The following is a 17,842-nucleotide window of genomic DNA, read 5'->3' as shown; positions in this document are numbered from 1 at the left end:
GGCGCGGGAGCCGTCCGGCTCGCGCGGCACAACCGAGAACACCAAGGAGATACGGCCATGGCCGTCGTCACGATGCGGGAGCTGCTGGAAAGCGGCGTCCACTTCGGTCACCAGACCCGTCGTTGGAACCCGAAGATGAAGCGCTTCATCTTCACGGAGCGCAACGGCATCTACATCATCGACCTGCTCCAGTCGCTGTCGTACATCGACCGCGCCTACGAGTTCGTCAAGGAGACCGTCGCCCACGGCGGCACGGTCATGTTCGTCGGCACGAAGAAGCAGGCGCAGGAGGCCATCGCCGAGCAGGCCACCCGCGTCGGCATGCCCTACGTCAACCAGCGCTGGCTGGGCGGCATGCTCACCAACTTCTCGACCGTCTACAAGCGCCTGCAGCGCCTGAAGGAGCTCGAGCAGATCGACTTCGAGGACGTGGCCGCCTCCGGCCTCACCAAGAAGGAGCTGCTGGTCCTCTCCCGCGAGAAGGCCAAGCTGGAGAAGACCCTCGGCGGTATCCGCGAGATGTCCAAGGTGCCCAGCGCCGTCTGGATCGTGGACACCAAGAAGGAGCACATCGCGGTCGGCGAGGCCCGGAAGCTCAACATCCCGGTCGTCGCCATCCTCGACACCAACTGCGACCCCGACGAGGTCGACTACAAGATCCCGGGCAACGACGACGCGATCCGCTCCGTCACCCTGCTCACCCGCGTGATCGCCGACGCCGTCGCCGAGGGCCTCATCGCCCGTTCCGGTGCCGGCAAGGCCGCCGAGGGTGACAAGGCCGCGGGCGAGCCGCTCGCCGAGTGGGAGCGCGACCTGCTCGAGGGCGAGAAGAAGGCCGAGGAGGCGCCCGCCGCCGAGGCCGAGAAGCCCGCCGAGGCTCCGGCCGCCGAGGCCGCCCCGGCCGCCGAGGCGCCCGCCGCCGAGGCTCCTGCCGCGGACGCCGAGCAGGCCTGACCCCTCACCACCTTCGGGTTCTGGACGGCGGGGGCCCACGAAGCCCCCGCCGTCCGGCGCCCGTAGATCTTCAGACTTCGAGAGAGATTCCGGAATCATGGCGAACTACACCGCCGCCGACGTCAAGAAGCTCCGCGAGCTCACCGGCGCCGGCATGATGGACTGCAAGAAGGCGCTGGACGAGGCCGAGGGCAACGTCGAGAAGGCCGTCGAGGCGCTCCGTATCAAGGGCCAGAAGGGCGTCGCCAAGCGCGAGGGCCGCTCCGCCGAGAACGGCGCCGTCGTCTCGCTCATCGCCGACGACAACACCTCGGGTGTCATCGTCGAGCTGAAGTGCGAGACGGACTTCGTCGCCAAGGGCGAGAAGTTCCAGAACGTCGCCACGGCCATCGCCGAGCACGTCGCCAAGGCCGCCCCGGCCGACATCGAGGCACTCCTCGCCTCCGAGATCGAGCCCGGCAAGACCGTCCAGGCGTTCGTGGACGAGGCCAACGCCAACCTCGGCGAGAAGATCGTCCTGGACCGCTTCGCGCAGTTCTCCGGCGGCTTCGTGACCGCGTACATGCACCGCACGATGCCCGACCTGCCCCCGCAGATCGGTGTCCTCGTCGAGCTGGACAAGCCGAACGCCGAGATCGCCAAGGGCGTCGCCCAGCACATCGCCGCGTTCGCGCCGAAGTACCTCTCCAAGGACGAGGTCCCGGCCGAGGTCGTCGAGTCCGAGCGCCGCGTCGCCGAGGAGACCACCCGCGCCGAGGGCAAGCCCGAGGCCGCCCTGCCGAAGATCGTCGAGGGTCGCCTCAACGGCTTCTTCAAGGACGCCACCCTGCTCGGCCAGCCCTACGCCCTGGACAACAAGAAGTCCGTCCAGAAGGTGCTGGAAGAGGCCGGTGTCACCCTGAAGCGCTTCTCGCGCATCAAGGTCGGCATCTGAGTCCGTACCGCGACGGACGCGCGACCCCGGTAGGGTCGACGCAAGTCGTCGGCGCCGTACGCGCTTGCCGTGGCGCACGCGCGCGCGGCGGCGGACGACAGCAGATCTGACGAGGAGGCCATTGCCGCGTACGGGATGCGAAACACGCCCCCACCGGCAGTGGCCTTCTTCGTGTGTGTGACCACGTAAAAGAGGCGAGAGCTCCATGACCACCAATGCCGAGAAGAGCGACGACGGCAAAGTACGCGGCCGCTTCATGCTGAAGCTGTCAGGAGAGGCCTTCTCCGGCGGCGGGGGCCTGGGCGTCGACCCCGACGTGGTGCACGCCATCGCCCGCGAGATCGCGGCCGTCGTACGCGACGGCGCCCAGATCGCCGTCGTCATCGGCGGCGGCAACTTCTTCCGCGGCGCCGAACTGCAGGTGCGCGGCATGGACCGCGCCCGCTCCGACTACATGGGCATGCTCGGCACCGTGATGAACTGCCTGGCCCTCCAGGACTTTCTGGAGAAGGAGGGCGTCGACTGCCGCGTGCAGACCGCCATCACCATGGGCCAGGTCGCCGAGCCGTACATCCCGCTGCGCGCCGTGCGCCACCTGGAGAAGGGCCGCGTGGTCATCTTCGGCGCCGGTATGGGCATGCCCTACTTCTCCACCGACACCACCGCCGCCCAGCGCGCCCTCGAGATCGACGCCGAGGCGCTGCTCATGGGCAAGAACGGCGTGGACGGGGTCTACGACTCCGACCCGAAGACCAACCCGGACGCCGTGAAGTTCGACGCGCTCGGCTACGGCGAGGTCATCACCCGCGACCTGAAGGTCGCCGACGCGACGGCCGTCACGCTCTGCCGCGACAACAGCCTCCCGATCGTGGTCTTCGAGCTGCTGAAGGAGGGCAATATCGCCCGCGCCGTCAAGGGTGAGAAGATCGGCACGCTTGTGGGTGACCAGGACAGCCGGGACTGACCGGCGCAGCACCCCCCGTCCGTGGACGCCACCTGTCCGGGGGACGGACGGGACGGGACCGGGCCGGGGGATGGACAATGTCCCGCCGGTCGGGAACCGTGCAGGAAGAACGCGACGCAGCCGGCCGCAGCTCCGACAGGGGACCGCAGCCGGGCCTACTCAAGACATGCAGGAGCAAGTGGTGATCGAAGAGACCCTCCTCGAGGCCGAGGAGAAGATGGAGAAGGCCGTCGTGGTCGCCAAGGAGGACTTCGCCGCGATCCGCACCGGCCGTGCGCACCCGGCGATGTTCAACAAGATCGTGGCCGACTACTACGGTGCGCTGACGCCGATCAACCAGCTGGCCTCGTTCTCCGTGCCCGAGCCGCGCATGGCCGTGGTGACCCCCTTCGACAAGAGCGCCCTGCGCAACATCGAACAGGCGATCCGCGACTCCGACCTGGGCGTCAACCCCAGCAACGACGGCAACATCATCCGGGTGGTGTTCCCCGAGCTCACCGAGGAGCGCCGCCGCGACTACATCAAGGTCGCCAAGGCCAAGGGCGAGGACGCCAAGGTCTCGATCCGCTCCGTGCGCCGCAAGGCCAAGGACGCCATCGACAAGCTCATCAAGGACGGCGAGGTCGGCGAGGACGAGGGCCGCCGTGCGGAGAAGGAGCTCGACGACACCACCGCCAAGTACGTCGCCCAGGTGGACGAGCTCCTGAAGCACAAGGAAGCGGAGCTGCTCGAGGTCTGATGAACGACTCTTCCTGGGGAGCGCCGCCACAAGCCGGGTACTGGGGGCCGTCCGACCGGGGACCTGTCCAGGGCGCTGCCCCGGCGGGTCCCGCGTACGATGCGCACTACGCGCAGCAGACTCGCCCCATGCCCATCGTGCCCGACGTACCCGAACACGGCGGTGACCAGGACCACGACCAGGGGACCGCTCGGCTGAGCGGTCCCCTGTTCGACGAGCACCAGTCGGCGCAGCCGTATGCGGCGGCGCCGCGGAATCCGGAGCCCATGCCCGACGCCCCGCAGCCGGCGCAGCCGCAGCCGCCGAAGAAGAGCGCGGGGCGCGACCTGGGTGCCGCGATAGGGGTCGGCCTCGGACTCGGCGCGGTGATCATCGCGTCGCTGTTCGTCGTCAAGGCCGTCTTCGTCGGCGTGATCGCGGTCGCCGTCGTGGTGGGCCTGTGGGAGCTGACCAAGCGGCTCGACGAGCGCAAGGGCATCAAGGCGCCCCTCGTGCCGCTCGCCGTCGGCGGCGCGGCGATGGTCGTCGCCGGGTACGTACGGGGCTCCGAGGGCGCGTGGGTCGCCATGGCGCTCACGGCGCTGGCCGTCCTGGTCTGGCGGATGACCGAACCGCCGGAGGGCTATCTCAAGGACGTCACCGCGGGCCTGTTCGCCGCGTTCTACGTGCCGTTCCTCGCCACGTTCGTCGCGATGATGCTGATGGCGGACGACGGCGCCTGGCGCGTCCTGACCTTCCTGGTCCTCACCGTGGTCAGCGACACCGGGGCGTACGCGGTCGGCTGGCGCTTCGGCAGGACCAAGCTCGCCCCGCGCATCAGCCCCGGCAAGACCCGCGAGGGCCTGCTCGGCGCGGTCGCCTTCGCGATGGCGGCGGGCGCGCTGTGCATGCAGTTCGCGATCGACGGCGGCACCTGGTGGCAGGGCCTGCTCCTCGGCCTCGCGGTCGCCGTCAGCGCCACGCTGGGCGACCTCGGCGAGTCCATGATCAAGCGGGACCTCGGCATCAAGGACATGGGCACGCTGCTGCCGGGGCACGGCGGCATCATGGACCGCCTGGACTCCCTGCTGCCGACGGCGCCGGTGGTGTGGCTGCTGCTGGTGATCTTCGTCGGCTCGGGTTGACGGTCATCGGGTAGCCTGGAAGGGCCTGCGGCGTGTGGCCGCGGGCCCTTCCGTGTATCCCCGCCGACGCGGGGATGATCCAGTGAGGTCTCCTGGCTTCGGCATGGCTCTGCCGTTCTCCCCGCCGACCGCGGGGGTTGTTGCCAAGGCCCGCCGTCATGAGGAGTTGTCCGACCGTGGCCCGTCCAGCCCCCGGTGAGCTGACCTTCGCCGCACCCCGCGGAGCGAAGCGGCCGCCGCGGCACCTCGCCGACCTCACGCCCGCCGAGCGCAAGGAGGCCGTCGCCGCCATCGGCGAGAAGCCGTTCCGCGCCAAGCAGCTCTCGCAGCAGTACTTCGCGCGGTACGCGCACGACCCCGAGCAGTGGACCGACATCCCGGCCGGTTCCCGCGAGGGGCTGCGGGAGGCGCTGCTGCCCGAGCTGATGTCGGTCGTGCGGCACCTGTCGACCGACCAGGGCACCACCCGCAAGACGCTGTGGAAGCTGTTCGACGGGACGCTCGTCGAGTCCGTGCTCATGCGCTACCCGGACCGGGTGACCATGTGCATCAGCTCCCAGGCGGGCTGCGGCATGAACTGCCCGTTCTGCGCCACCGGCCAGGCCGGCCTGGACCGCAACCTGTCGACGGCCGAGATCGTGCACCAGATCGTGGACGGCATGCGGGCGCTCAGGGACGGGGAGGTCCCCGGCGGGCCGGCCCGGCTCAGCAACATCGTGTTCATGGGCATGGGCGAGCCCCTCGCCAACTACAACCGGGTCGTCGGCGCCATCCGCCGCCTCACCGACCCGGAGCCCGACGGGCTGGGCCTGTCCCAGCGCGGCATCACCGTCTCCACGGTCGGCCTCGTCCCGGCCATCCACCGCTTCACCGGCGAGGGCTTCAAGTGCCGCCTCGCCATCTCCCTGCACGCCCCCGACGACGAGCTGCGCGACACCCTCGTCCCCGTGAACACGCGGTGGAAGGTGCGCGAGGTGCTGGACGCCGGATTCGAGTACGCGGCGACGTCGGGACGCCGGCTGTCCATCGAGTACGCCCTGATCCGCGACATCAACGACCAGGCCTGGCGCGGTGACCGCCTCGGACGGCTGCTCAAGGGCAGGCCCGTGCACGTCAACCTGATCCCGCTCAATCCGACGCCCGGCTCCAAGTGGACCGCCTCCCGGCCCGAGGACGAGAAGGCCTTCGTCGAGGCGATCGCGGCACACGGTGTGCCGGTGACCATCCGGGACACCCGTGGCCAGGAGATCGACGGGGCGTGCGGTCAGCTCGCCGCGAGCGAGAGGTAACCTGACCGGCGGAAGTACGACCTGACAGAAATCACATCTTCATATTCCGACAGGGGAGCGCCACAGCGCTGAGAGTGCGGCACCGGCCGCAGACCCTCCGAACCTGGCCCAGGTCATTCTGGGTAGGGAGATCGGTCACCACTCGAGCTGTTGCGCCCTGCCCGGGACCCTCGCCAGGGGCTCCGGGCAGGGCCGCGTCTTCTCCTGGTCACCCAGGAGGAATTCAGTGAGCATCACCAAGAAGGTCACCGCCCTCGCCGTCGGGCTGGGCATGGCCGGCGGCCTCGCCGCGTGCGGATCGTCGTCCGACGGGGACGGCGGGGGTTCCGGCGACTCCAAGACCGTGACCCTCGTCAGCCACAACTCGTGGGCCGTCTCGAAGGACGTCGTCGCCGCCTTCGAGAAGAGCTCCGGCTACAAGGTCGAGGTCCTGGAGGACGGCGACGCCGGGCAGGCCGTCAACAAGGCCATCCTCACCAAGGACAACCCGCAGGGCGACGTCTTCTTCGGCGTCGACAACACCCTGCTGTCCCGCGCCCTCGACAACGGACTGTTCCAGCCGTACGAGGCGAAGGGCCTCGACCAGGTCCACGCCGCGTACCGGACCGACACCGATCACAAGGTCACGCCCGTCGACACCGGCGACATCTGCGTCAACTACGACAAGGCCTACTTCAGCGAGCACGGACTGACCCCGCCCGTCTCCTTCGACGACCTGACCAAGCCCGAGTACAAGGACCTGCTCGTCACCGAGAACGCGGCCGGCTCCTCGCCCGGCCTCGGCTTCCTGCTCGGCACCGCCGCCGAGTACGGCGACGAGGGCTGGCAGGACTACTGGAAGAAGCTCAAGGCGAACGGCGTCAAGGTCGTCGACAGCTGGGAGCAGGCGTACAACGAGGAGTTCTCCGGCTCGTCCGGCGGCAAGAAGGCCAAGGGCGACCGGCCGCTCGTCGTCTCCTACGCCTCCTCCCCGCCCGCCGAGGTGATCTACGCCGACCCGCAGCCGGACACCGCGCCGACGGGCGTCGCCCAGGGCACCTGCTTCCGCCAGATCGAGTACGCCGGCCTGCTGAGCAACGCCGCGAACCCGGAGGGCGGCAAGGCGCTCCTCGACTTCATGCTGAGCAAGCAGTTCCAGGAGGACCTGCCGCTCAACATGTTCGTGTACCCGGTGCGCGAGGACGCCGCGATCCCCGAGTCCTTCCGGAAGTTCGGGCCGCCGGCCGAGGACCCGCGGACCATGGACCCGGCGAAGATCGCCGACAAGCGTGACCAGTGGGTCAAGTCGTGGACCTCGCTCGTAGTGAGGTGAAGCGGGTGGAACGGGTGAGGACCGCGCGCGGGAGCGCGGCGCGGCTCGGTCTGATGGCCGTGCCCGTCGCGTTCTTCGCGGCGTTCTTCGCCTACCCCGTCGCCGCGATCGTCGCGCGCGGGCTCAAGGCCGACGGGGCCTGGCAGCTCGGGCGGATCGGGGAAGTGCTGGCGCAGTCCGACGTCCGGCAGGTGCTGTGGTTCACCACCTGGCAGGCGCTGGCCTCCACCGCGCTCACCCTGCTGATCGCCCTGCCCGGCGCCTACGCGTTCGCCCGCCTCGACTTCCCCGGCAAGCAGGTGCTGCGGGCCGTGGTGACCGTGCCGTTCGTACTGCCGACGGTCGTCGTCGGCACGGCGTTCCTGGCGCTGGTCGGCCGCGGCGGGCTGCTCGACGAGCTGTGGGGCCTGCGGCTGGACACCACCGTGTGGGCGATCCTGCTCGCGCACGTCTTCTTCAACTACGCCGTCGTCGTCCGCACCGTCGGCGGCCTCTGGTCGCAGCTCGACCCGCGCCAGGAGGAGGCCGCGCGGATGCTCGGCGCCTCGCGGCTGACGGCCTGGCGGCAGGTGACGCTGCCCGCGCTCGCGCCCGCCGTGGCCGCCGCCGCGCTGATGGTGTTCCTGTTCACCTTCACCTCCTTCGGCGTCGTCCAGATCCTCGGCGGGCCCGCCTTCTCCACCCTGGAGGTGGAGATCTACCGGCAGACCTCCCAGGTCTTCGACCTGTCCACGGCCGCCGTACTGACGCTGATCCAGTTCGTGGCGGTCGCCGCCGTCCTCGCCGTGCACGCCTGGACGGTACGGCGGCGGGAGACGGCCCTGCGGCTGGTGGACGCGGCCACGACCGCGCGCCGCCCGCGCGGCACCGGGCAGTGGGCGCTGCTGGCGGGGGTCCTGGTCACCGTCGCCGCACTGATCCTGCTGCCGCTGGCCGTACTGGTCCAGCGCTCGCTGGACGCACCCGGTTTCGGCTACTACCGGGCGCTGACCCGCGCGGACGGCGGCACCTTCCTGGTCCCGCCGATCGAGGCGATCGGCAACTCCCTCCAGTACGCCGTCGCCGCCACCGCCATCGCCGTGGTGATCGGCGCTCTGGCCGCCGCCGCGCTCACCCGCCGCGACGCGGGCCGCTTCGTGCGCGGCTTCGACGCCCTGCTGATGCTGCCGCTCGGGGTGTCCGCCGTGACCGTCGGCTTCGGGTTCCTGATCGCGCTGGACGAACCCCCGCTGGACCTGCGCGCCTCCTGGATCCTGGTGCCGCTCGCGCAGGCACTGGTCGGCGTCCCCTTCGTCGTACGGACCATGCTGCCGGTGCTGCGGGCGGTGGACGTACGGCTGCGGGAGGCGGCGGCGGTGCTCGGGGCGTCGCCGTGGCGGGCGTGGCGCGAGGTGGACCTGCCGATGGTGCGGCGGGCGCTGCTGGTGGCCGCCGGGTTCGCGTTCGCGGTGTCGCTCGGGGAGTTCGGGGCGACCGTGTTCATCGCGCGCCCCGACAACCCGACGCTGCCGGTGGCCGTGGCGCGGCTGCTGGGACGGCCCGGGGAGATGAACTACGGCCAGGCGATGGCCCTCTCGACGATTCTGATGCTGGTGTGCGCCGTGGCCCTGGTGGTGCTGGAGCGACTGCGGACCGACCGGAGCGGGGAGTTCTAGGGATGCTGCTCAGCCTTGAGAGCGCGACGGTCCGCTTCGGCGGACGCGCCGTGCTCGACGCCGTCGACCTCGATGTCGCCGAGCACGAGGTGGTGTGCGTGCTCGGCCCCAGCGGCAGTGGCAAGTCGACGCTGCTGCGGGCGGTCGCCGGCCTCCAGCCGCTGGACGCCGGACGGGTGACGCTGGACGGGCGGGACCAGGCCGGGGTGCCCGCGCACAAGCGCGAGCTCGGGCTGATGTTCCAGGACCACCAGCTGTTCCCGCAGCGGGACGTGGCCGGGAACGTCGCCTTCGGGCCGCGGATGCGGGGCGCGTCCCGTGCCGAACAGCAGGAGCGGGTGGCGGAGTTGCTGGAGCTGGTGGGCTTGCCCGACGCCGCCCGGCGGTCCGTCGCCGCACTCTCCGGCGGTGAGCAGCAGCGGGTGGCGCTGGCCCGCGCCCTCGCGTCCCGGCCCCGGCTGCTCATGCTGGACGAGCCGCTCGGCCAGCTGGACCGCTCGCTGCGGGAGCGCCTGGTGGTGGAACTGCGGGAGCTGTTCGGCCGGCTGGGCACCACGGTGCTCGCCGTGACGCACGACCAGGGCGAGGCCTTCGCGCTCGCCGACCGGGTCGTGGTGATGCGGGACGGGCGGATCGCGCAGTCGGGGACGCCGCTCCAGGTGTGGCAGCGGCCGGCCGACGCCTTCGTGGCCCGCTTCCTGGGCTTCGACAACGTGGTCGACGCGACCGTCACCGGGCAGGCCGCCGACAGCCCGTGGGGCAAGGTGCCGGTTCCCGAGGACGCCCCGCAGGGCGCCCGCACCCTGCTCGTCCGCCCCGCCGGGGTGCGGCTGACGGCCGCCGACGCGGGCCTGCGCTGCACGGTCACCGCCCGCACCTTCCGCGGCACCCACGTCGCCGTCCACCTCCAGCCCGAGGACGCCCCGCGCCTGGAGGCGGCGTGCGCGCTGCGGGCGGCGCCGGAGGTCGGGGACGTGGTCGGAGTGGAGTTCGACGTGGCGGAAATCGTGGTGCTCGGGTGATCCTTCCGCTCCTAGGGTGACGGCCATGACACTCCTTGCGCATGACCGCTACTGCGACGAGATCACCGTCCAGGTGGACAGGTTGAGGGACGTCCTCACCTCCGGCGCCGACCCGGCCGCCACCGTGCCGACCTGCCCGGACTGGTCCCTGGAGGACCTGGTGCTCCACGTGGGCCGGGCCCTGCGCTGGACCGGGCTGATCGTGGAGACCCGCGCCGAGGAGGGTCCCGCTGGACCGGGCGCCGGGTTCCGAGGGGCCCGGCACGCGGGGCGACGTGGCCGCGCTCGACGCCTGGCTGGCGGAGTCCGGCCGGACGGTCGTCGCGGCGCTGCGGGAGGCGGGCCCGGACGCGCAGGCGTGGTCGTGGGCCGGGATCGACACCTCGGGCTTCTGGGCGCGCCGGATGACGCACGAACTCGTCGTGCACGGTGCGGACGCGGCGCTCGCGGCGGGCCGGCCGTTCGAGGCGGTCGCGCCCGAGGTGGCGGCCGACGCCGTCGACGAGTGGCTGCAGATCGTGCAGTTCGTGCAGTCCGTGCAGCGGGCCCTCCCCGACGGGCCGGCGAGGACACCGCGGGCGCCGGGCCGGAGCATCCACCTGCACGCCACCGACGCGCCGGCGGAGCTGGACGCCGAGTGGGTCGTCGAGCTGGCCGAGGAGGGCGTCACCTGGCGCCGCGGCCACGAGAAGGCGGACGTGGCGCTGCGCGGACCGCTCACGGACGTGCTGCTGGCCTTCTACCGGCGGCTGCCCCCGGACGCGCCGGGGCTCGAGGTGCTCGGTGACCGGAAGCTGCTGGACCTCTGGCTGGAGAAGGCGACGTTCGGATGAGCCGGCACGGCGGTGGCCCGCCCCCGGCCGGGGACGGGCCACGATGTCGCGTACGGCCTGTGGGCCTGAGGGGCGTCAGCCCTTGCCGTTGGCTCCGCGACGGCGCATGCCGAGGAAGACCGCGCCGCCACCGACGACGACCAGGGCCGCAGCGATGCCGACGATCACGCCGGTGTTGGAGTTGGCGCCGGTCTCGGCGAGGTTGGACTCACCGGCCGCCGGGGACGGGGCGTTGCCCGGCGTGTCCGCCGGAGCGGTGCTCTCGCTGCCCGACGGCGCCGGGGCGGACGTGGAGGGCGCCGGGCCCGGCGTCTCCGTCTCGTCGGAGGGGGTGTCGGACGGGACAGGGGAGCTCTCCGACGGGGTCGGGGAGGGCGACTCCGTCTCCTCCGTCTCGCAGGCGGTCGCCGGGGTCACGAGGTTCGGCTTGATGTCCTCGTCGACGTACGTGTCGGCCTTGACGTGGATGCGGTACTCGGCGTTCGGCTTCCAGTCCTCGGTGAAGGTGATGGTGGTGCCTTCGCTCGAGCCCTTGACCACCTGCTCGCCGACCTTCTTCGCGTCGGCGCCGTTGTTCTGCAGGTACACGCTGACGGTGGCGGGGATGCCGGCGGGGTCCACGTCGGTGACCGTGATGACGCCCTTGTCGCCCTCGCACTCGGCGGCGGCGGAGAACTCGCTGATGTCGCAGGCGAGAGCGCTGCCGGCGGCGCCGATCGCCAGGGCCACCGAGGCGGAGGCGACACCGAGGGCGCGAACACCACGGCGCGATGCCGTGCTTCTGATTATGGACAGGACTGCCACGTTTGTCCTTACGGGAGCGCAGATGCGGGGGGTGAGAGGAGTGCTGACGCCCGATGACGCGGCCTCAGCACACCCATGAGCCTCACTGGTCTATAAGCGGTGCATAAGCAGTGTCAACGCGTAAGCCCGTCAAGGGTGTTGGCTTTGCCCTCTTATTAACCGCCGAGACGTTTCAGCGCCTCGGGAGCCTCCTCGATCCGGTCGACCAGCGCGATCCGGGACTCCATGGTCCGCCCCCCGGCGAGCGAGGTGAGCAGCGGCCACGCGGGCAGCTTCTCCGTCCAGTGCCGCCGGTCCACCAGCACCATCGGCGTGGGCTCGCCCCGCGACTCGTAGTAGTTCGGCGTCGCGTTGTCGAAGACCTCCTGCACGGTTCCGGCGGCGCCCGGCAGGAAGACCACGCCCGCGTTGGAACGGGCCAGCAGGCCGTCCTCGCGGGTGGCGTTGGCGAAGTACTTGGCGATGTGCGCCGCGAAGGCGTTGGGCGGCTCGTGGCCGTAGAACCAGGTCGGGATGCCGACCGAGGCACCGCCTCCGGGCCAGCGCTCGCGCACCTCGAACGCGGACCGCGCCCAGTCGGTGACCGACGGCGTGAACGAGGCGACCTTGCCGAGGAGCAGCAGGGCCGCCTCCAGCATCCCGTCGTCGAACGGGGCCGCGTACGCGCCGAGGTTGGCCGCCTCCATCGCTCCCGGCCCGCCGCCGGTGGCCACGGTGAAGCCGGCGCGGGCCAGTTCGCGGCCCAGACGCGCGGCGCCCGCGTAGGCGCTCGTGCCGCGCGCCATGGCGTGACCGCCCATGACGCCGACCACCCGTGCGCCGACCAGGAGTTCGTCGACCGCGTCGGAGACGGCGTCGTCGTGGATCGCGCGCAGCATGGAGGCGAACACGTCGCCGTCCGCCTTGGTCTGCTGGAACCAGTCGTAGGCGAGGGCGTCCGGGGTCGCCTCGTAGCCCTCGTCGAGGGAGGCGTACAGCGCGTCCGGGGTGTAGACGTGCGCCCGGTAGGGCTCGAAGGGCAGGCCCGGTATGGGCGGGAAGACCAGGGCGCCGGCCGCGGCGACCCGGGCAGCTGCCTCAGCGTCCATCGGGCAGCCGAGGAAGACGGCACCCGTGGGGTCCGCGGACATCAGGGCGTCCGTACGGGCCGTCAGGTCGACGGCCTGGACGCGGTAATGGGCGAGTGTGCCGTGCGCCGAGACGACGTCGTCGAACTCGGCGAGGCTCTCGATCTCCCGGTCGTGCGAGGCGTGGTGGGACTGGCGGGACTGGGGGCCGGGCTGGGCGGGTGTCGTCGAATCCACCCGCCCATGCTAGGCGTGCGCCTGGCTCAGCCCTGGACCGCCGCCGGGTCCATCCAGACGACCTCGAAGGTGTGGCCGTCGACGTCGTCGAAGGCACGGCCGTACATGAAGCCAAGGTCCTGGGTCTCGCCGGAGACGGAACCGCCGGCCGCGACCGCCTTGTCGACCAGCTCGTCGACCTTCTCACGGCTCTCGGCGCTCAGCGCGACCAGCACCTCGCTGGACTTCGTCGAGTCCACGATGTCCTTCTTCGTGAACTGGCGGTACTTCTCCGGCGTGTGCACCATCACGACGATGGTGTCGCTGAACGGGATCGACGCGGTGGAGTCGTCGCTGAACTGGGCGTTGATCTCGTAGCCGAGCCCGGTGAAGAACTTCTTCGAGGCGTCGAGGTCGTTGGTGGCCAGGTTCACGAAGATCATCTGCTGGTACATGGGGGCCTCTCCCGTCGGTGTCCTGCTGCTGTCGTGCCGTTCGAGAGGTTAGACGCGCGGGGAGTGCGGAACTCATCGCCGGATCGGAGATTTTTTCGAGGAAATTCTCCAGCGCCCTCAGCGGGCCAGTGGCAGGGACGCCAACTGGGCGACGACCAGGGTCAGCGGGGCGAACAGGGCGAGCAGCGCACCGGCGCGTACGGCCGCCGCGGCGCGCAGCGTCGCCTGGGGAGCGCCCAGCCGGAGCAGGGCGTCGGTGGTGTCGGTGCGGGCGTGCTTGGCCTCGACGGCGGCGGTGAGGAGGGTGGCCACCGTGCAGCCGGCCACGACGAGAGCGCCGAGGGTGCTCAGCGGGCCGAAGTCGGGGCCGTCCGTGTCGTAGAGGGTGGTGGCCGCGTAGGCGGCACAGGCCACGGCGCAGACGACGCCGAGGGGGCGGCCGATGCGGTGCGACTCCTGCATGAGGACGCGGCCGGCGAGGAGGCGCAGGGCGCCGGGGCGGGCTGCCTGCAGCAGGCGGCCGCAGAGGTGGGTGAGGCCGGGGCCGGCGAGGGCGAGGCCGAGGACGGTGAGGGACCAGCCGAGGAGGACGACGGCGGAGGGGGTGGTGCCCGGGGAGGCGGTGTCGCCGGCGTAGGTCTCCACGGCCAGGCCGGCGGTGAGTACGGCGATGCCCCAGGGGAGGGTGGTGGTGTGGGGGCGGGGAGTGGCGGGGGTGGGGTCGGGTGCGGCGTCGGAGGTGGGCGGGGGGCCGTCCGTCGCGGCTGGGGGCTGGGTGTCGCTCGCCTGCGCCAGCAGGGTGCCTCCCCCAGAGGGGGGACCTCCAGCGGCACTACTGCCCGCAGGCTGGGCGGAGGCCGATGCCAGGCGGGCGCCGTAGCGGCCGTAGGTGCCGAAGGTTTCGCGGGCCGCGCCCCAGCCGTACGCGCCGAAACGGCCGTAGCGGCGGGGGCCGGTGGCGGCGGCGGGCCTCGGGTCGCGGGGGCGGAGGCTCAGGGCGACGGCGGCGGACGCGGCGGCCGGGACCAGGGTCAGCAGGGTCACCACGGCCGGGGCGGGAAGACGCTGGCCGAGCGCCAGTGCCTCGGTCACGGCACCGTCGACCGGCGTTCCCGTCAGGTCCCCGCGCACGTACAGGAAGCCGGACAGGGCCGCCACCGAGCCGAGGGCCGCCGACAGGGCCGTGGTCGTCGCCGAGACCGCCATCAGCCGGCCGGGGCCCAGGCCGATCGCCGACAGCCCCGGGCGGGGACGCGTGCCGGGGTCGGTGCGGGCCACGGCGACGGCAAGGTACACCGTGGCGGCCAGCGGCGCCGCGCACCAGGCCAGGCGGAGGGCGGAGGAGCCGGGCGTGTCCGGGTGGGTGAGCGCGTGGCCGAGGGCGCACAGCAGCAGGAAGCCCGTGCCCGCCGACGCCACCGCGACCAGCAGGCGGCGCAGTTGGACGGCGAGGCGGGCGGCGCGGGTCAGGCGGAGAGCGAGCACGCCGCCCGGCCTTCCGTTCCGGGGGTGCCGGAGGCTCCGCCGGGCCCGGTGGCCACCGTGGTCTCCGCGACCGGCGGCAGGTGCACGGTCCGCACCCGCCGCCCGTCGAGCAGAGACACCGTGCGGTCGGCGAGGGCGGCGGTCTGCGCGTCGCCGGTGGCGAGCAGGACGGTGATGCCGTGCGAGCGGGCCGCGGTGGTGAGCGTGCGCAGGACGTGCGCGCGGTCGACCCGGTGCAGCGGCGCCGTCGGCTCGTCGGCGAAGAGCACCGCGGGCGCGACGGCGAGCGCGCGGGCGATGCACACGCGCTGCCGCTCGGCCTGCTGGAGCTCGTGCGGGCGCCTGCGGGCCGTCCGGCCGCCGACGTCGAGGCGGTCCAGCCACTCCATGGCGGCGGTCTTGGCCCGGCGCCGGCCGGCGCCGCGCAGCATGAGGGGCAGGGCGGCGTTCTCCCAGGCGCTGAGTTCCGGGACGAGCACCGGGGCGGGGTCGATCCAGCCGAAGCGGTCGCGGCGCAGTCGCTCGCGCTTGAGCGGGCCCATGGTGTGCACCGGCAGGCTGTTGAACCAGACCTCGCCGTCCTGCGGCCGGACCATGCCGGACAGGCACCGCAGCAGCGTGGTCTTGCCGCTGCCGCGCGGGCCGCTCACGGCGAGGATCTCACCCTCGCGGACGCCGACCGACACGCCTTGCAGCGCGGGGGAGCCGTCGTGGTGCGTGAAGTGCAGGGCGCGGGCCCACAGCACGTCGTTGTCCGGCGGAGCCTCCATGGGCATACACCTCGGTTCTGATCCGTGTTTCCCCGTTCGCGTCCCCCGTACGGGCGAACGAAGGCGGGGCCGATCGGTCACTGGGCACCGTAGGCAGTCGCCGTGGGGAGGCCGGACAGCACGCGGCCCCGGGCCGCCGTTTCTCACTCGAACGGGCGGCACCGGGGCCGGGTGATGATCCTCTGGAAGGATGATCAGAGCTTCGTCCACGCCTCCGTCAGCGTGGCGCGCAGGATCTGCTCGATCTCGTCGAAGGTCTCCTGGTTGGAGATCAGCGGCGGGGCGAGCTGGATGACCGGGTCGCCGCGGTCGTCGGCACGGCAGTACAGGCCGTTGTCGAAGAGCGCCTTCGACAGGAAGCCGTACAGGATCCGCTCGGTCTCCTCCTCGTTGAAGGATTCCTTGGTGTTCTTGTCCTTGACCAGCTCGATGCCGTAGAAGAAGCCGTTGCCGCGGACGTCGCCGACGATCGGCAGGTCGAGGAGCTTCTCCAGCGTCGCGCGGAAGTTGCCCTCGTTGTCCAGGACGTGCTGGTTGAGGCCCTCGCGCTCGAACAGGTCGAGGTTGGCGATGCCGACCGCGGCGGAGACCGGGTGGCCGCCGAAGGTGTAGCCGTGCAGGAAGGTGTTGTCGCCCTTGTAGAACGGCTCGGCCAGGCGGTCGGAGATGATGCAGGCGCCGATCGGGGAGTAGCCCGAGGTCATGCCCTTGGCGCAGGTGATCATGTCCGGGACGTAGCCGAACTTGTCGCAGGCGAACGTCGTGCCCAGGCGGCCGAAGGCGCAGATGACCTCGTCCGAGACGAGCAGCACGTCGTACTGGTCGCAGATCTCGCGCACCCGCTGGAAGTAGCCGGGCGGGGGCGGGAAGCAGCCGCCCGCGTTCTGCACCGGCTCCAGGAAGACGGCGGCGACCGTCTCCGGGCCCTCGAAGAGGATCTGCTGCTCGATCTGGTCGGCGGCCCAGCGGCCGAAGGCCTCGGGGTCGTCGCCGAAGAGCGGGGCGCGGTAGATGTTGGTGTTCGGGACCTTGTGCGCGCCGGGCACGAGCGGCTCGAAGGGGGCCTTCAGCCCCGGCAGGCCGGTGATGGACAGGGCGCCCTGCGGGGTGCCGTGGTAGGCGACCGCGCGGGAGATGACCTTGTACTTGGTCGGCTTGCCGGTCAGCTTGAAGTACTGCTTGGCGAGCTTCCAGGCGGTCTCGACCGCCTCGCCGCCGCCGGTGGTGAAGAAGACCTTGTTGAGGTCGCCGGGGGCCTCGTTCGCCAGGCGCTCGGCCAGCTCGACGGCCTTGGGGTGGGCGTAGGACCACACCGGGAAGAAGGCGAGCTCCTGAGCCTGCTTCGAGGCGGTCTCGGCCAGCTCCTGGCGGCCGTGCCCGGCCTGGACGACGAACAGGCCGGCGAGACCGTCGAGGTAGCGCTTGCCCTTGTCGTCGTAGATGTGGGTGCCCTCACCGCGGACGATGGTGGGGACGGGGGCGTTCTCGTACGACGACATGCGGGTGAAGTGCATCCACAGGTGGTCGTAGGCGGTCCTGCTGAGGTCCTTGCTGTCGGTGCTCACGATTATCGGGTTCCCCACATATAGGTCTGCTTCTTGAGCTTGAGGTAGACGAAGCTCTCGGTGGAGCGCACTCCGGGGACGGCCCGGATGCGTTTGTTGATGACGTCCAGAAGGTGGTCGTCGTCCTCGCAGACGACCTCCACCATCAGGTCGAAGGAGCCCGCTGTCATCACCACGTACTCGCATTCGGACATGGCCGTCAGCGCGTCGGCGACGGACTCCACGTCGCCCTCGACGTTGACGCCGACCATCGCCTGGCGGCGGAAGCCCACGGTGAGCGGGTCCGTCACGGCGACGATCTGCATCACGCCCTGGTCGAGCAGCTTCTGGACGCGCTGGCGCACGGCCGCCTCCGACAGGCCGACGGCCTTGCCGATCGCGGCGTACGGCCGGCGGCCGTCCTCCTGGAGCTGTTCGATGATGGCGAGGGAGACGGCGTCCAACTGGGGTCCGCCGTTCCTGGACTCGCGGGAGTCCTTCTGGTCTGCGCTTCGACTGGCCACGGCTTCACTGTGCACGACGTATCGACAGTTTCGCAAGCCCGGATCGATGAAATTCGTTGTCTGAGAGGTCGGACTCGACGGATTTCGCAACACGGAGGCGACTGGGGGTGTTGAAAACGTGGGGTCTCCGTCTAGGGTGGGTGTCTCAGTG

The 17,842-nt window shown here is 71.3% G+C and carries 17 protein-coding genes, 1 pseudogene and 1 riboswitch; of the genes and pseudogenes, 11 read left to right on the top strand and 7 right to left on the bottom strand.

Features of this window, described 5'->3' with window-relative positions; all coding sequences use genetic code 11:
* The first annotated feature begins 57 nt into the window (after positions 1 to 57).
* From rpsB to AMK11_RS39280, 11 genes and pseudogenes are all read left to right on the top strand, one after another.
* Positions 58 to 954, top strand: a complete 897-nt coding sequence (gene rpsB / locus AMK11_RS31690; RefSeq protein WP_073731571.1) for a 30S ribosomal protein S2 — start codon at positions 58 to 60, stop codon at positions 952 to 954.
* 97 nt (positions 955 to 1,051) lie between these two features.
* Positions 1,052 to 1,888, top strand: coding sequence for a translation elongation factor Ts (gene tsf, locus AMK11_RS31685; protein ID WP_073731570.1), 837 nt, complete (start codon positions 1,052 to 1,054; stop codon positions 1,886 to 1,888).
* A 205-nt stretch (positions 1,889 to 2,093) separates the two neighbouring features.
* Positions 2,094 to 2,852 carry a UMP kinase gene (pyrH, locus tag AMK11_RS31680; RefSeq protein WP_043379389.1) on the top strand — a complete coding sequence of 253 codons (759 nt, stop codon included), beginning with the start codon at positions 2,094 to 2,096 and terminating at the stop codon, positions 2,850 to 2,852.
* Between the two features lie 181 nt (positions 2,853 to 3,033).
* Complete coding sequence (frr, locus tag AMK11_RS31675; RefSeq protein WP_073731690.1) at positions 3,034 to 3,591, top strand: ribosome recycling factor; 558 nt, start codon at positions 3,034 to 3,036, stop codon at positions 3,589 to 3,591.
* Complete coding sequence (locus AMK11_RS31670; RefSeq protein ID WP_073731569.1) at positions 3,591 to 4,715, top strand: phosphatidate cytidylyltransferase; 1,125 nt, start codon at positions 3,591 to 3,593, stop codon at positions 4,713 to 4,715. The genes frr and AMK11_RS31670 overlap by 1 nt, the downstream gene beginning before the upstream one ends.
* 176 nt (positions 4,716 to 4,891) lie before the next feature.
* Positions 4,892 to 6,004 (top strand): 23S rRNA (adenine(2503)-C(2))-methyltransferase RlmN, encoded by a 1,113-nt coding sequence (rlmN, locus tag AMK11_RS31665; protein ID WP_241847117.1) that lies wholly within the window; start codon positions 4,892 to 4,894, stop codon positions 6,002 to 6,004.
* 41 nt (positions 6,005 to 6,045) lie between these two features.
* Positions 6,046 to 6,151, top strand: a riboswitch (TPP riboswitch).
* A gap of 79 nt (positions 6,152 to 6,230) precedes the next feature.
* Entirely contained in the window at positions 6,231 to 7,316 is a 1,086-nt protein-coding gene (locus AMK11_RS31660) for a thiamine ABC transporter substrate-binding protein (protein ID WP_073731567.1), read from the top strand.
* Entirely contained in the window at positions 7,292 to 8,971 is a 1,680-nt protein-coding gene (locus tag AMK11_RS31655; protein ID WP_073731566.1) for an ABC transporter permease, read from the top strand. Before AMK11_RS31660 ends, AMK11_RS31655 begins: the two co-directional genes overlap by 25 nt.
* A 2-nt stretch (positions 8,972 to 8,973) precedes the next feature.
* The gene (locus AMK11_RS31650; protein ID WP_073731565.1) at positions 8,974 to 9,993 is read left to right on the top strand and encodes an ABC transporter ATP-binding protein; all 1,020 of its coding nucleotides are present in this window, start codon (positions 8,974 to 8,976) and stop codon (positions 9,991 to 9,993) included.
* A gap of 25 nt (positions 9,994 to 10,018) precedes the next feature.
* Positions 10,019 to 10,376, top strand: a pseudogene (locus AMK11_RS39285) (maleylpyruvate isomerase N-terminal domain-containing protein); the annotation flags it as partial.
* Between the two features lie 21 nt (positions 10,377 to 10,397).
* Positions 10,398 to 10,826: a hypothetical protein gene (locus AMK11_RS39280; RefSeq protein ID WP_383579866.1), complete on the top strand. Its 429-nt coding sequence runs from the start codon at positions 10,398 to 10,400 to the stop codon at positions 10,824 to 10,826.
* 75 nt (positions 10,827 to 10,901) lie between these two features.
* Here AMK11_RS39280 and AMK11_RS31640 read toward each other — a convergent pair whose 3' ends face one another.
* The 7 genes from AMK11_RS31640 to AMK11_RS31610 all read right to left on the bottom strand — a co-directional run bounded on the left by AMK11_RS31640 (position 10,902) and on the right by AMK11_RS31610 (position 17,706).
* Complete coding sequence (locus AMK11_RS31640) at positions 10,902 to 11,630, bottom strand: LAETG motif-containing sortase-dependent surface protein (RefSeq protein ID WP_073731564.1); 729 nt, start codon at positions 11,628 to 11,630, stop codon at positions 10,902 to 10,904.
* A gap of 155 nt (positions 11,631 to 11,785) precedes the next feature.
* Positions 11,786 to 12,934, bottom strand: a complete 1,149-nt coding sequence (locus AMK11_RS31635; RefSeq protein WP_073731563.1) for an LOG family protein — start codon at positions 12,932 to 12,934, stop codon at positions 11,786 to 11,788.
* A 26-nt stretch (positions 12,935 to 12,960) separates the two neighbouring features.
* Complete coding sequence (locus AMK11_RS31630; RefSeq protein ID WP_073731562.1) at positions 12,961 to 13,368, bottom strand: VOC family protein; 408 nt, start codon at positions 13,366 to 13,368, stop codon at positions 12,961 to 12,963.
* 117 nt (positions 13,369 to 13,485) lie between these two features.
* Complete coding sequence (locus AMK11_RS31625) at positions 13,486 to 14,853, bottom strand: hypothetical protein (RefSeq protein WP_073731561.1); 1,368 nt, start codon at positions 14,851 to 14,853, stop codon at positions 13,486 to 13,488.
* Positions 14,835 to 15,623 (bottom strand): ABC transporter ATP-binding protein, encoded by a 789-nt coding sequence (locus AMK11_RS31620; RefSeq protein WP_073731560.1) that lies wholly within the window; start codon positions 15,621 to 15,623, stop codon positions 14,835 to 14,837. The genes AMK11_RS31625 and AMK11_RS31620 overlap by 19 nt, the downstream gene beginning before the upstream one ends.
* 194 nt (positions 15,624 to 15,817) lie before the next feature.
* Positions 15,818 to 17,188 carry an aspartate aminotransferase family protein gene (locus tag AMK11_RS31615; protein ID WP_073731559.1) on the bottom strand — a complete coding sequence of 457 codons (1,371 nt, stop codon included), beginning with the start codon at positions 17,186 to 17,188 and terminating at the stop codon, positions 15,818 to 15,820.
* 2 nt (positions 17,189 to 17,190) lie between these two features.
* Complete coding sequence (locus AMK11_RS31610; RefSeq protein WP_073731558.1) at positions 17,191 to 17,706, bottom strand: Lrp/AsnC family transcriptional regulator; 516 nt, start codon at positions 17,704 to 17,706, stop codon at positions 17,191 to 17,193.
* Positions 17,707 to 17,842: the final 136 nt, after the last annotated feature.

The sequence above is a fragment of the Streptomyces sp. CB02414 genome, from assembly GCF_001905385.1.
GTDB lineage: Bacteria > Actinomycetota > Actinomycetes > Streptomycetales > Streptomycetaceae > Streptomyces.
The sequence above is the reverse complement of the archived record's forward strand: the minus strand, read 5'-3'. Positions and strand labels throughout refer to the sequence as shown.